The 13,678-nt window shown below is 64.4% G+C and carries 10 protein-coding genes and 2 pseudogenes; 3 read left to right on the top strand and 9 right to left on the bottom strand.

Annotated elements, in window-relative coordinates:
- Positions 1-77: 77 nt before the first annotated feature.
- Positions 78-1,935, bottom strand: a pseudogene (locus BM222_RS34215) (feruloyl-CoA synthase).
- A 92-nt stretch (positions 1,936-2,027) separates the two neighbouring features.
- Here BM222_RS34215 and BM222_RS34210 point away from each other — a divergent pair.
- Positions 2,028-2,330 (top strand): annotated as a pseudogene (locus BM222_RS34210) (MarR family winged helix-turn-helix transcriptional regulator); the annotation flags it as partial.
- Between the two features lie 192 nt (positions 2,331-2,522).
- The gene (atzF, locus tag BM222_RS34205; RefSeq protein WP_092238611.1) at positions 2,523-4,328 is read left to right on the top strand and encodes an allophanate hydrolase; all 1,806 of its coding nucleotides are present in this window, start codon (positions 2,523-2,525) and stop codon (positions 4,326-4,328) included.
- 3 nt (positions 4,329-4,331) lie between these two features.
- Here the strand turns inward: atzF and BM222_RS34200 are convergent, their stop codons facing one another.
- The 8 genes from BM222_RS34200 to BM222_RS34165 form a co-directional block, all read right to left on the bottom strand.
- Positions 4,332-5,054, bottom strand: coding sequence for a GntR family transcriptional regulator (locus BM222_RS34200; RefSeq protein ID WP_177243627.1), 723 nt, complete (start codon positions 5,052-5,054; stop codon positions 4,332-4,334).
- A gap of 4 nt (positions 5,055-5,058) precedes the next feature.
- The gene (gene hpxZ, locus BM222_RS34195) at positions 5,059-5,451 is read right to left on the bottom strand and encodes an oxalurate catabolism protein HpxZ (RefSeq protein ID WP_092238605.1); all 393 of its coding nucleotides are present in this window, start codon (positions 5,449-5,451) and stop codon (positions 5,059-5,061) included.
- Between the two features lies 1 nt (position 5,452).
- A complete protein-coding gene (locus BM222_RS34190) occupies positions 5,453-6,847 on the bottom strand; it encodes an AtzE family amidohydrolase (protein ID WP_177243626.1) in 1,395 nt (464 codons plus the stop codon).
- A 7-nt stretch (positions 6,848-6,854) separates the two neighbouring features.
- Positions 6,855-7,034 carry a DUF4089 domain-containing protein gene (locus BM222_RS34185; RefSeq protein ID WP_028148078.1) on the bottom strand — a complete coding sequence of 60 codons (180 nt, stop codon included), beginning with the start codon at positions 7,032-7,034 and terminating at the stop codon, positions 6,855-6,857.
- Between the two features lie 29 nt (positions 7,035-7,063).
- Entirely contained in the window at positions 7,064-8,833 is a 1,770-nt protein-coding gene (locus BM222_RS34180) for a dipeptide ABC transporter ATP-binding protein (protein ID WP_092238602.1), read from the bottom strand.
- 238 nt (positions 8,834-9,071) lie between these two features.
- Entirely contained in the window at positions 9,072-9,971 is a 900-nt protein-coding gene (locus BM222_RS34175; protein WP_092238599.1) for an ABC transporter permease, read from the bottom strand.
- Positions 9,972-10,186: 215 nt separating this feature from the next.
- Positions 10,187-11,200, bottom strand: a complete 1,014-nt coding sequence (locus tag BM222_RS34170; RefSeq protein WP_092238596.1) for an ABC transporter permease — start codon at positions 11,198-11,200, stop codon at positions 10,187-10,189.
- Positions 11,201-11,391: 191 nt separating this feature from the next.
- Positions 11,392-13,011, bottom strand: a complete 1,620-nt coding sequence (locus BM222_RS34165; protein WP_092238593.1) for an ABC transporter substrate-binding protein — start codon at positions 13,009-13,011, stop codon at positions 11,392-11,394.
- Positions 13,012-13,393: 382 nt separating this feature from the next.
- Between BM222_RS34165 and BM222_RS34160 the strand changes: the two genes are divergently transcribed.
- Positions 13,394-13,678: transposase (locus BM222_RS34160; protein ID WP_143106143.1), on the top strand; the 285-nt coding region annotated here is incomplete at its 3' end.

The raw sequence follows: 13,678 nt of genomic DNA, 5'->3' as shown, positions 1-13,678 counted from the left end.
TGCTTCGCTACGCTCGCAACGACGATCTGGAAGCCGGCGCGCCCAAGACTGCCGACCGAATCGAAGAGAGCTGGTCTTCAGCCACCTGGCCCGATCCACTCCACCGACGCATCATCATTCAGCCGCGCCACCAGTTCCGCCCGCCGCGTCAGCACGGCGCGCTGGTTGATGTAGCCCTTGTCGGTGATCTCGCCACCATCCACCGACGGCGGCTCGTCGAGCAGCAGCGCGCGCGTGGCGTGGGCAGAGGAATTGGTGCCCTGCTGCTTCAGCCTTGCCAGGCCCTGTGCAATCGCGGACCGCACCTTGTCATGCGCAAGCACATCACTCACGCTTGCCGACAAAGGCAGGCCGGCATGTGCACGGCAGGCGACGAGGTTCGGGAACACCAGAAACCGCACCTCATCGCCGCCATGGCCGGTCACAACGATATCTTGCGCGAGCGGCGCAAGCGCTGCGATGCCGGCGACGCGCAACGTTCCGGCGCTGACCCAGGTGCCGGAATTGAGCTTGAAGTCTTCCGCGACGCGCCCGTCGAAGAACAAGCCGCGCTCCGGACGCTCGGCGTCGGCGAATTTCACGGCGTCGCCGATGAGATAAAAACCCTCTTCGTCAAAGGCCTGCCTCGTCAGCTCCGGCGCCTTCCAATAGCCGGGCGTGACATTGGGTCCGCGCACCCGCACCTCCAGCTTGTCACCGGAGGCGGTGAGCTTCAATTCCGTGCCGGGTATGGGCACGCCGATGTTGCCGGAGCGTTCCGCGAGAAAATGGCAGTCGGTCGCCAGCGGCGAGGTCTCGGTCGAACCCCAGGCCGAAACCATCGGCATGGCGTGACCGATGGTTTTGATCGACAGCTCTTGCAGCGCATCCCAGATGGTTCTGCGGCAGTGCGGCGCCGGCGTAGAAGGCGAATTTCACCTCGCTGAAGAAACGGCGGCGCAATTCTTCGTCGCCGCGCAGCGCCGCGATCAGCATATCGAAACCGCGTGGCACGTTGAAATAGACCGTCGGCATCACGCTTTTCAGATTGGCGAGCGATGTCGCAAAGAGGCCGGGGGCGGGCTTGCCGCCGTCGATATAGAGCGAGCCGCCATTGCGCAGCACGAGATTGAAATTGTGGTTGGCCCCGAAGGTGTGGCTCCACGGCAGCCAGTCGAGGATGAGGAGATCGTCGCCGCTCTGTTCGAGAAAAGTCCAGGTCTGCGCCCTTGCTTGCTGGCTCGACGTCAGCATGCGCTGGGTGTTGATGACCGCCTTCGGCGTGCCTGTTGAGCCCGAGGTGAACAGGAATTTTGCGATTGTATCAGGCGTCACCGCGGCGAAGGCCTTTGCGACCTCAGGCGTCTCGGCCGTTGCCGCGATGAGGCGGAACGCAAGCGCATCGGCATCGCCGGAGACGCCACTGATGATCTGTGCCGCGTGCAGCGGTTTTATCGCGGCGAGCGCCGCCGCAAACGGCTTGGTGCCGGAAACATAGATCGCGCCGGGCTCAAGCAGCGAGATCATGCTTTTCAGCTTGTCGAAATCTTTCGACATCAGCGAATAGGCCGGCGAGATCGCGGCCGAGGGCACACCGACATGCTGGGCGGCGAGCGCCAGCAGCGCGTGATCGATGCTGTTGTCGGAGAGAATGACCACGGGGCGTTCGGCGCTGAGCCCTTGTGCCAGGATCCACGATGCCGCCGCGCGTACCCGCCGCAGGGCGCCTGCGTAAGTCACGGTCGCCCAGGGCGTCTCGGCGCTGTCGCGCTCGGCGAGGAAAATCCTGTCCGGCCTCTGCCGCGCAAAATGCTCGAGCCAATCGCCGATGCAGCGCGCGCTCTCGCGCAACGGCTCCGGCGAGCGCAGCACGATGCTGCCGTCGGCGCGATGCCCGGCGACGGTCTTCGGCGTTGCGAACAGGCTCGAAGCGTCACCGCGAATGGCTGACGTCATGGTTTCCTCCTCGCCCCTGTCAGGCATCGGTCACGGCCTCGTTTTGGGCTGCCTTGGCCACAAGGTTGAGCACGGCAATTGTTGTCGTCAACTACTCGGTGCTCACCGTTGTCGGCGCCAATCCCGGCCTGTCGCAGATGGCGGTGGCCAAACGGCTTGGTATCGAGCGCGCTCGGCTGGTCCATCTGCTCGACGGCCTCGAGGAACGCAAGCTGGTGAAGCGGATCAAGTCGAAATCGGACCGGCGCTCCCACGCGCTGCACCTCACCGCGCGAGGGCAGGCGGCGCTGGCCAAATTCAAGCGGCTCGCCGCCGAGCACGAGCGGCACGTCGAGGAGAAGATCGGCAAGGCGAACCTTGAGCGGCTGCTTCAGATCCTCGCGGGTTTCACCTGATCGGGACTGCCTAATATTTGCGCAAGTGCCCTGCAGAGGGCGTTTGCGGGAGGGCATCCTGCTCATCGGCATATCCCTCAAGCCTATGATCTCACGACAATATCTGGAGCGACTGCACCGCCCGGATAATGTACACAATGGCACATCGCTTGCTTCAATCCGGGTGAGACCTGTTGCCGGAGTTTTGTCGCCATGGGGGCTGAACAGCCTGAAACGATCGCCGCGATCGTGGCCGCGCATCGCGCGGGCACGGTGACGCCGGCGCAGACGATCGCGCGAACCTATCAGCGCATCCGCGACCGCAACGATCCCGCTGTTTTCATCAGCCTGCGCGACGAGAAGGACGCGATCGCTGAAGCCGAAAAGCTTGCCGCGAAAGACCCCGCCAGCTTGCCGCTCTACGGCGCGCCGGTCGCGGTGAAGGACAACATCGACGCGCTGGGATTTCCGACCACGGCGGCCTGCCCGGCTTTCTCCTATACGCCGACGCACGACTCGACCGCCGTGGAGCGGCTGCGGGCAGCGGGCGCGATCATCATCGGCAAGACCAATCTCGACCAGTTCGCAACCGGCCTCGTCGGCGTGCGGTCGCCCTACGGCATTCCCAAGAATTCGATCCGCGAGGATCTGATTCCCGGCGGATCGAGCTCGGGCTCGGCGGTCGCGGTCGGCGCAGGGCTCGTGCCGCTGGCGCTTGGCACCGACACGGCCGGCAGCGGGCGCGTGCCGGCGATGCTCAACAACATCGTCGGACTGAAGCCGAGCCTGGGCATGATCTCGACTGCTGGCCTGGTCCCGGCCTGCCGAACGCTGGACTGCATCTCGGTGTTCGCGCTGACCGTGGATGACGCCGCGCTTGCGGTGTCGGTCATGGCCGGACCTGACCAGGCCGATCCGTTCTCGCGCGACCGGCCGCTTCAGGCGCTCACAGCGTTCCCAGCGAATTTGCGCCTGGGCGTGCCGCGAAATGGGCAGTTGATCTTCTTCGGCGACAAGACATCGGAAGCTGCTTACGGCGAAGCCCTCAAACGCTGGACGGCTCTCGGTGCCACGCTGGTCGAATTCGATCTCGAGCCGTTCTACGAGACTGCACGGCTGCTCTATGAGGGGCCCTGGGTTGCCGAGCGCTATCTCGTGATCAAGAATCTGCTGGCTTCCGCACCCGATGCTATTCATCCCGTGACACGAGAGATCACTGCCGCCGGCGCGCGGCTCACGGCAGCGGACACTTTCTCCGCGCTCTACCGCCTGCAGGGTCTGCGCAAGATCGCCGAGCGGACGTTTGCAAACATCGACGCGCTGGTGCTGCCGACGGCGCCGACGGCCTACACGACCGCCCAGGTGCTGGCCAATCCGGTCGAGCTCAACAGCCGGCTCGGCACCTACACCAATTTTGTCAATCTGCTCGACCTCTGCGGTCTCGCCGTGCCGGCCGCAATGCGTGCGGACGGCATTCCGTTCGGGATCACGCTGCTCGCGCCGGCCGGATGCGATGCGCTGCTTGCGAGCATCGGCCGCGTGTTCCATGCGGATACGAAGCTGACGGTCGGCGCGAAGGGCGCGGCGCAAGCGCCGCTCGCGCCTTTGCCGGCTGGTAGCGACGACGGGATTCCGATTGCGGTGGTCGGCGCGCATCTCTCGGGCATGGCACTCAATGGCGAATTGAAGGCGCTGAATGCAAAGCTCGTCGAGACGTCGGAGACTGCGCCGGACTACAAGCTTTACGCACTCGAGACCACGCCGCCGAAGCCCGGCATGCTGCGCGTCGGGGCTGGAAAAGGCGCATCGATCGAGCTGGAGATCTGGTCGCTCTCACCGTCCGCCTTCGGCAAGTTCGTCAACGCGATTCCCGCGCCGATGGCGATCGGCACGATCAGGCTGGCGGATGGCCGCAGCGTCAAAGGGTTTCTCGTCGAGCCGGAGGTATTGGGCGAGGCGCGGGATATCACCGCGTTTGGGGGATGGCGGAAGTTCATGGCGGAAGCCGCGGCGACGTAGAGCCTACACCGACACTGCGTAAATCTCGTACTCCCCGCGCACGAGCTCGATATGGGCGCGCATCGCGGCGGCGGCGCCCTGCTTGTCGCCGCGCATGATGGCGACGACGACACGGTCGTGCTCGGCCTGCGATTTTGCCAATCGGCCGAGATTGCGGAACTGGGCGCGACGGAACGGCTGCACCCGAACACGCGTCGCCAGCGTGATCTCGGCGATATAGCCGTTCTGCGATCCCGCATAGATCGCGTTGTGGAAACGCTCGTTGACCTCGTGAAAGCGATCGGGATTGCCGGCATAGCTGAGAACGCGCAGCTCTTCGTGGATGGCCTCCAGGCCGTGACGCTCGGCCGCCGACATGCGCTCGGCGGCGAGGCCGGCACACAATGCCTCCAGCTCGGCCATCGCGTCGAACATGCTTGTCAGCCGCTCGATGGACGGTTGCGCGACGACCGCGCCGCGATGCGGCCGCGCCTCGACCAGGCCGCTGGCGACCAGCTGACGCAAGGCTTCGCGCACGGGCGTGCGCGAGACGCTGAAGCGTCGCGCGATGTCGGTTTCGTCCAGCGGCCCGCCGGGCGCCAGGGTTCCGCGCACGATCTCGTCGGCAAGCTGGAGACGGATTTCCTCGGCGCGCGTGACCTTCGGCACCGATGGCGAGGCGCGGTCGACCCGCGGCACCACCGGTTCGGCCGGCAGTATCCCGGGCGGAAAATCGTCAAGCGTCATACGGTCAGGTCTCTTTCGACTCGTCGATGATGCTGACATGGGCAGCGACGACGCGCCAGCCCTCAGGGAAACGAATCCACGTCTGCATCTGCCGTCCGACCTTGCCGGGAGCCGTGTCGCGATAGAACAGGGTGGAGGCGACCGCCGTGTCGCGGCCATAGCTCGAGATCACCGTCCTGGCGGTGCGACGGTTGAGACCAACCGGCGAGCGGCCGGCGCGGAAGCCGGAGATCGCCTCATAGCCGTAGAGGTTCTCGCCAATGCCATAGCGCAGCGTACGAGGATCATTGCGGAAGAGTTCGCCGAGCACGACAACGTCGTTGCTGACGAGGGCCTGCTCATAACGCTCGAATGCGGCTTTGACTTCCGCGATCACGTCGGGGAGATCGATCTCCATCTCAAATTCCTCTTGGGGCAGGCGCTGCGACGACACCCATCTTCTCCAATGCGTACGCGACGCGGAGCGCGATGTCCTCGCGCCAGGGCGCACAGATGATCTGCACGCCGATCGGCAGGGGCTCGAGCGGCACCGGCACCGCAACCACGGGCAGGCCGATGAACGAGATCGGCTGGGTGTGGATGCCGATATTGGCGCGCACCGGCAGTTCGACGCCGTCGAGATTGAAATTGACCTGACCAAGCTTCGGCGCGGTGCAGGGTGTGGCCGGTGCGATCAGCACGTCGACGGATCTGAAAATCTCCGCGAATTGCGCGCGATACCAGCGTCGGAATTTTTGCGCGCGGTCGACCAGCGGCGCCGGCACCATCGCGCCGGCGATAAGGCGGTCACGCACGGCCGGATCAAAATCGTCGGGACGCTTGCGCAGGCGATCGAGATGCAGCGAGGCACCCTCGGTGGTGGTGATGACATAGGCCGCGGCGCGGGCCCGCGCGGCTTCGGGCACGTCCACGACCTCTGTTGTGCCGAGCGCTTTGGCAACGCGGCTGACGGCTTCGACGGCTTCCGGGAACACATTCTTCTGGAAGTATCCGCCGGCGATTGCGATGCGCAGATCCGAGATCGGATTGGCGAGCAGCGGCAGTGTCGGCTCGAGGCCTCGCGTGGTGCAGGCGCCATCGTCGGCATCCGGGCCCTGCATCGCATCGTAGGCAAGCGCGAGATCGGTGACATCACGTGCGAACGGGCCAAGATGATCGAGGCTCGCGACGAACGGGAACGAGCGTGCGCGTGACAGCCGACCATAGGTCGGCTTCAGGCCGAAGATACCGCAGAACGACGACGGCACGCGGATCGAACCATTGGTGTCCGAGCCGAGCGCGATCGGCACCAGCGCGCCGCCGACGGCGCTGCCGGAACCGCCCGACGAGCCGCCGGTCATCCGCGTCGGGTCATGCGGATTGCGCGAGGGGCCGTCATGGACGTTCTCGCCGGTGAAATCGTAGGCGTATTCGCCCATGTTGAGCGCGCCGACCAGCACGGCGCCGGCGGCTTCCAGGCGCTCGATCAGCGTGGCGTCACGCCGGGATGGTGCGAGGTCGCGGTTGATCTTCGAGCCGGCTCGTGTCGAGAGGCCTGCGACATCGAACAGGTTCTTCACCGCGAAGGGCACCCCGGCGAGTGGACCGACGGCCTTGCCGGCCGCGATGTCGGCATCCATGGCACGCGCTTTCGCGCGTGCGCGATCGGCCGTGACGTCGGTGAAGGAATTGAGGACACCGTCGTACTGCTTGATGCGCGCAAGCGCCGCTTCGGTCGCTTCGAGCGCCGACATCTTGCCGGCAGCAACCGCACCCGCGATTCCCGCAGCCGTCATCTCTGGCTTGGTTGTCATGGCGATGTCAGACCGTGAAGATGGGCGCCGGCTCGGTCTCGTCCGGCAGCGCGAATTCGTCGACCAGGCGGCCAAGCCGCAGCGACACTTCGAGATTGGCACGCACCGCAGGCCGCCAGGCCTCCTCGACGGGCAGCGCCAGCGCTTTCGATACGGCGTCGATATAATCGTCCAGCGGCTCGGCCATCACTCTCTCAAGCTGATCTCAGTGAACTCTCAGTGTACCTGCAACGGCGGATGCGGGATCGCCGTCAGCAGCTCCTTGGTGTAGCCATCCTGCGGATCGCTCAAGACCTTCTCGGAAGTGCCTTGCTCGACGATCCGCCCCGCCCGCATCACAATGACACGATCGCACAACAAGCGCACTACATTCAAATCATGCGAGACGAACAGGTAGCTCATACCTAGACGCGCTTTCAGGTCCTGAAGCAGGTTCAGAACGACCGCCTGCACCGAGACGTCCAGCGCCGCGGTCGGCTCGTCCAGGATGACCAGCTTGGGATGCAGCGCGATGGCGCGGGCGATGCCGACGCGGGCCTTCTGGCCGCCGGAGAGCTGGTGTGGGAAGCGATCCAGCAGATCGTGCGGCAGGCCGACCATGGTCGCAAGCTCCTCGCAGCGGGCACGAAGCGCATCGCGGCCCCTGATGTCGCCGAGTTGCATGAGGGGATCGGCGATGGCACGCGCGGCGGTGAAGCGTGGGTTGAGGCTGTCGGTCGGATCCTGGAACACCATCTGGATGCGGCTGCGCTGCGGCAGCCGGGCAAAGGCAGATGGCGCGATGCCGGAGATGTCCTCGCCGTCGAACCGGATCAGGCCCGAGGTCTGGTCGAGCAGCCGCATCACCATCATCGAGGTGGTCGATTTGCCGCAGCCGGATTCGCCGACCAGGCCGACGCTCTCGCCGGCGCGAATCGAGAAGCTGATGCCGTCGACCGCGCGGAACATGTCGGGCTCAAGGCGCGGCTTGCGGCCGAACAGCTTTCCGAGCGTGGCGGTGGCGCCCTGGCGGGGATATTCCTTGACGAGCTTTTCGATGAGCAGGAGAGGCTCGGGAGTCCCGTCACCCCCGGGCTTGACCCGGGGGGCCATCGATTGAGATGAGTCTTGCGAAGCGTGTTGGATGGCCGGGTCAAGCCCGGCCATCACAGTCGTGCCCTCTTCCTCCGGCAACAGGTCGCGCAAGCTCACGCCGAGTCGCGGCGTCGCGCGCATCAGCTTCTTGGTGTAGGGGTGCTGCGGGCTCGCGAAGATGTCGGCGGCCTCGGCCGTCTCGACGACGCGGCCCTTCTCCATCACGACGACGCGGTCGCAATAGGCGGCGGCGAGGCCGAGATCGTGGGTGATCAGGATGGTCGACATCGCCCGCCGCCTGGTGAGCTCGACGATCAAATCCATCACCGCCTTCTGCGTCGTCACGTCGAGACCGGTGGTCGGCTCGTCCGCGATCAAGAGCTGCGGATTGCAGGCGAGCGCGAGCGCGATGACGACGCGCTGGCACATGCCGCCTGACAGCTCGAACGGATAAGCGTGATAGCGCTCGCGCGGCCGCGCGATCCTGACCTGCTCCAGCGCCTCGATCGCCTTTTCGCCATGGTCCGAAACCATCGCCTGCTGCACATGGGTGCGCAGCACGTCCTCGATCTGGTCGCCAACCTTGCGGATCGGGTTCAACGCGGCACGCGGGTTCTGGAAGATCATCGAGACTTCGCGGCCGCGCAGGTCGCGCATCTGGTCTTCGCTCGCCGCCTTGACGTCGATGCCCGAGAACATCACCGAGCCCTCGGCGATCCGCCCCGCGCGATCGAGGATACGCATCACCGCGTAGGAGGTCACCGACTTGCCGGAGCCTGATTCGCCGACGATCGCGAGCGTCTCGCCTTTGGCGACGGAGATGTTGACGTGCTGCACGGCCTTGACGATGCCGCGGCGCGTGGCGAATTCGACCGTGAGATCCTGCACGTCGAGCAGCGGCTTGGCGGTCACGCATGCCTCCCGTCGCTCAGGAGTTCAAAAACAACCCCATGCACAGTAGGACGGGAACTGGAATCATTGAGAGATTTTGCGGGTGAGGGAGGCACGACTCTCTCATTCCCTCCCCCCTTGTGGGGGAGGGGCAGGGAGGGGGGTAGCCACAAACTCAGAACTCTCCCGGGGCTACCCCCCTTCCTGCCCCTCCCCCACAAGGGGCGAGCGAGCGATACAGCGGAGCTCAAAATCACCATCACGTCCTCCGCTGGGGGTCGACGATGTCGCGCAGGCCGTCGCCGAGGAGGTTGAAGCAGAACACGGCGATCATCAGCGCAAGGCCGGGGAACAGCGCGATCCACCACTCGCCTGACACCATGAAGCCCGCGCCTTCCGCGACCATGATGCCCCATTCGGCGGTCGGCGGGCGAACACCGAGGCCGATGAAGGAGAGGCCCGCGGCATTGAGGATGGCATAGCCCATGGTCAGCGACATCTGCACGATCATGATCGGCATGATGTTCGGCAGGATGTGCACCAGAAGTACTCGGAACTCGCCGTTGCCTGAGAGGCGCGCGGCCTGCACGAAACCGGCATTGCGACGGACGTTCGCCTCCGCGCGCGCGACGCGGGCATAGAGCGGGAAGTTCACGATGGCGGTCGCGAGGATGATGTTCTGAACGGTGTTGCCGAGCGCGGCAACGATGCCCATCGCCAGCACGAACAACGGGAAGGCCATGATGGTGTCGGCGATGCGGCCGACGATACGGTCGGTCCAGCCGCCGAAATAGCCGGCCGCAATGCCGGCGAGCCCGCCCATCAAAAACACCAGCACGACGGAAGCGACCGCAATGAACGTATCGAGCCGCGTCGCCACCACGACGCGGCTGAAAATGTCGCGGCCGAGTTGGTCGGTGCCGAACCAGTGCGCCGCCGATGGCGGCTTCAGCGCGGCGGCGGTGTCGGAAGCGAGCGGATCGTAGGGCACCACATAAGAGCCGAAGATCGCGGCGATGAGGATCAGGATCAGCAGCGCGAAGGCGAAGCCGGTGACCTTGTTCTCACTGAGCACGTAGCGGGCCTGTTCGAGGACGGCAGCAAGCCCCGAGGTCCGCGCGGGGCCGACGGGCTCAACGGCTGGCGCGACGGAGCTCATGAGACCACCCGGATGTTGTTTGACCGAACATGCAAGCCGCGGGGGTGCCTTACCTCTCCCGCTTGCGGGGGAGGTCGGCGCAACGCGCCGGGTGGGGGCTCTCTCCACATCGGGACTCTCGCCCGCGGAGATACCCCCTCCCCAACCCTCCCCCGCAAGCGGGAGAGGGGGCGCACCTTCGCCGGAATTTGCACAGGACGAAACCTCATCATGGTTTAGCCCTCCAGCCGCACGCGCGGATCGATCACGCCATAGAGAATGTCGATCACGAGATTGAGCAGCACGTACATGACCGCCATGGTCAGCACGAAGCCTTGCACCGGCGCGAAGTCCGACGAGATCAGCGCTTCCACCGCGTAGGAGCCGATGCCGGGCCAGGCGAACACTTTTTCCACCAGCACGTTGGCGCCGAGCAGGAACGAGAACACCATGCTGAGCGTGGTGATGACGGGAAGCATCGCATTGCGGAAGGCGTAGGTGACGATGACCGTTGATGGTGACAGGCCGCTGGCGCGCGCGGTGCGAACGAATTCGGATGCGAGCACCGCCAGCATCGAGGCGCGAGTCATGCGCGCGATCGGTGCCAGCGAGAAGATCGCGAGCGTCGTCGCAGGGAGGATGAGCTGGCTCAGGGCCGAGCGAAACGCCTCGAAGTCGCGAGCGATCAGGGTGTCGACCAGATAGAAGCCGGTGACGGTGGGCGGCGCGCTGTAGAACACGTCCAGGCGGCCGAGGGGTGCCGGCGACCAGCCGAGTTGGAAGTAGAAGACATAGACCAGCACGAGACCGGTGAAGAACACCGGCAGCGAGACGCCCGCTGTCGTCGTCACCCGGCAGAGATGGTCGATCCACGATCCCGGCCGTGTTGCAGCCAATACGCCGAGCGGAATGGCGATCGCGACGGAGACGATCAAGCCGAGCAGCGTCAGCTCGGCGGAGGCCGGCAGGCGGTTGCGAATTTCGGCTGCCACCGGCTGGCCCGTCGTCAGCGAGTTGCCGAAATCGCCATGGGCGAGATCGTTGGCGTAGCGGAAGAACTGCTCGATCAGCGGCTTGTCGAGGCCGAGCTTTTTGCGAATCTGCTCGACGGCTTCCTTGGTCGCGGCGGGACCGGCGAAATAAGCGGCGGGATCACCCGGCAGTGCGCGCGTCAGCAGGAAGGTGACGATGACGACGCCGATCAGCGAGGGAATCGCAAACATCAGGCGCTTGCCGATCATGGTGAGCATGGGGTGCTCCTGCGTGTGTTGCGCGCGCTGTCAGCCGCCCGCTCCGCCGCGTTCCCTCCCCCCTTGTGGGGGAGGGTTAGGGAGAGGGGTGGCCCCAGCAGAGGTCTGAGTTCGTGGCTACCCCCCTCCCCAACCCTCCCCCACAAGGGGGGAGGGAGCGAGAGAGCTGTGCTCACCTCTCCCATGTCCCCTCACCCCTTCGCCATCGCGCGATAGTCGAGTCTGCGGTGGAACCAGTACTGGTACCCCGAGATGTTCTTCTGCATCGCGACGTTGACGAAGGGCTGGTACAGCGGAATGCGAGGGATGTCGGTGTAGGCGAGGTCAACGAAGCCCTTCACGTCGGCGTCGTAGGTGGCGGTGTCGCCGGTGGCGGCGGCGGTGCGCGCACCGTCGATCAGCCTGTCCATCTCCGCCGACTTGTAGCTCATGGTGTTGAAGACGGAATTGTTGCCGTGATAGCACCAGTAGAAGAAGTATTCGGGGTAATCGAGCCAGCCCGAGAACACGTTGGTGAAGAGCGGCATCTCCTTCTTGTTGAGCTCGGTGCGCCAGTTGGCACCAGGCACCTTGTTGATGGTGGTCTTGATGCCGATCTGCGCGAGACTCTCCTGCACCAGCACGCAGAGCGGCTCGTTGACGCCGGCAAAATTCAGGTCGAACGAGATCGTGGTCTCTAAGCCGCCGGAGAGGCCTGCTTCCGCCATCAGCGCCTTCGCCTTGTCGATGTCGGTGTTGTATTTGTGGGGCTGGGGCCAGGCGACTTCGGTCGGCTTGTCCTTCGCGGCACCGAACATCGGATTCGCCAGCCCGAACATCACGGCGTCCATGATCTTCTGATAGGGCAGCGCATAGGCGACGGCCTGACGGATCTTGGGATTGTCGAACGGCGGCCTGGTGACGTTCATGCCGATATATTGGATGCCGTTGGAGAACGGCAGCGACACCACGTTGAGCTTGCCGTTGGCCTTCATCTCCTGAAAATCCTTGTTCGGAAGTTCGTAGGAAATGTCGGCGTCACCGCGCTCCAGGAGCGCGCGGCGGTTGCCGGCCTGGGGCACCATGCGCCAGATCACGCGCCTGATCTTCGGCAGCGGACCGCACACCCAGTCCTCGTTGCGCTCCATGATCACTTCGGTGCCGGCGGTCCACTTCGTCACCTTGTAGGCGCCGGAGCCCGCGGTCTGCTGCTTGGTGAACTCCAGACCCCAGGGGTCCTTCTCGCTCGAATTCTTCTTCACCAGCTCGGAGTTGACGATGCAGGGCACGATGACGGCGAGATCGGGGACCGTCAGCCTGTCCTTCTTCAGGAAGTCGACGCGCACGGTATAGTCGTCGATCACGACGAACTGCTCGGGCTTGGTCAGCGATCCCGCGCTCATCTGGAACGTCGGGAAGCCGCCGACGCTGACCGCGCGGTCGAGCGACCATTTCACGTCCTTGGCAGTCACCGGCGCGCCATCGTGGAATTTCGCATTCTTGTGCAGCTTGAACGTGACCGACATGTCGTCGACCTTGAAGTCCTCGGCGAGCTCTCCCTTGAACTTGTCGCGGTCGTAATAAGGCACGCCGCCGGGACCGGTCTTCATCTCATGGCTGATCAGGCGGTCGTAGCAATTCCAGGACACCTCGTAGCCCGGCACGTTGGTGCCGACGCCGTGGATGTCGAGATTGTTGGGGCCGCCCTCCGAGACGATCAGCAGCGTCTCCGAGCGCGCATCGGCATGGGCCGAGGAGATGATTTGTGGCACCCCCGGAAGCGCGGCGGCGGCCAATCCGGACACGGATTTGAGGAAATCGCGACGCTGCATCGGACTGCTCCAACTCAGAAGTTTCTGGTTGGAACTGGATTCGCAAGGTTCGTGCCAGAGCTTAATGAAGGATTAGCGACACATTAATTTATTGATATCGCAGTAAAATCCCAAAAATTGGCGACGGAACGTCAACGCCCAGATCCCCGGCATTGCATACAAAGAGCATTATTTGCTTATTAAATAGAGCGACGCAAATACTTGCCTATTTAATGCGCAGAACAGACAGCTACAACCTCCACGACCTATCGCGAGGAGGAAGGCTCGCGCCTTGAACCCGTCATTGCGAGCGAGGCGAAGCAATCCAGTCTTTCCAGCGGGGCAGTTCTGGGCCTCCCCTAAATTGGTGGACACCTATAGCTTAGGCAGAGAGAGGTGTCGGATGGCGAAACGGCAGCGTCGGTCATATTCGGACGAGTACAAGGGGCAGGCAGTTGATCTGGTTTTGTCGAGCGGTCGCTCGGCGAAGTCGGTATCGAAAGAGCTCGGGCTCGATGGCTCCGTGCTCAGTCGATGGGTGAAGGAGCGGAGCACGGTAGCAGCCGGCGGCAGCGCCGCGGCGCCCACGTCGCAAGCGTCGGTGCCGTCGGCGGACCAGGCTGACGTGATCGCACGGTTACAGCGGGAAAACGAGCAGTTGCGCATGGAGCGCGACATTTTAAAAAAG

Source organism: Bradyrhizobium sp. Gha (assembly GCF_900113735.1).
Lineage (GTDB): Bacteria > Pseudomonadota > Alphaproteobacteria > Rhizobiales > Xanthobacteraceae > Bradyrhizobium.
This window is presented reverse-complemented; position numbering and strand designations above follow the sequence as displayed.

Coding starts and splice junctions, on each gene's coding strand:
- hpxZ (WP_092238605.1), bottom strand. CDS start 5,451: ATGGAGATCGATCTCCCCGACGTGATCGCGGAAGTCAAAGCCGCATTC.
- BM222_RS34190 (WP_177243626.1), bottom strand. CDS start 6,847: ATGACAACCAAGCCAGAGATGACGGCTGCGGGAATCGCGGGTGCGGTT.
- BM222_RS34175 (WP_092238599.1), bottom strand. CDS start 9,971: ATGAGCTCCGTCGCGCCAGCCGTTGAGCCCGTCGGCCCCGCGCGGACC.
- BM222_RS34185 (WP_028148078.1), bottom strand. CDS start 7,034: ATGGCCGAGCCGCTGGACGATTATATCGACGCCGTATCGAAAGCGCTG.
- BM222_RS34165 (WP_092238593.1), bottom strand. CDS start 13,011: ATGCAGCGTCGCGATTTCCTCAAATCCGTGTCCGGATTGGCCGCCGCC.
- BM222_RS34170 (WP_092238596.1), bottom strand. CDS start 11,200: ATGCTCACCATGATCGGCAAGCGCCTGATGTTTGCGATTCCCTCGCTG.
- BM222_RS34200 (WP_177243627.1), bottom strand. CDS start 5,054: ATGACGCTTGACGATTTTCCGCCCGGGATACTGCCGGCCGAACCGGTG.
- atzF (WP_092238611.1), top strand. CDS start 2,523: ATGGGGGCTGAACAGCCTGAAACGATCGCCGCGATCGTGGCCGCGCAT.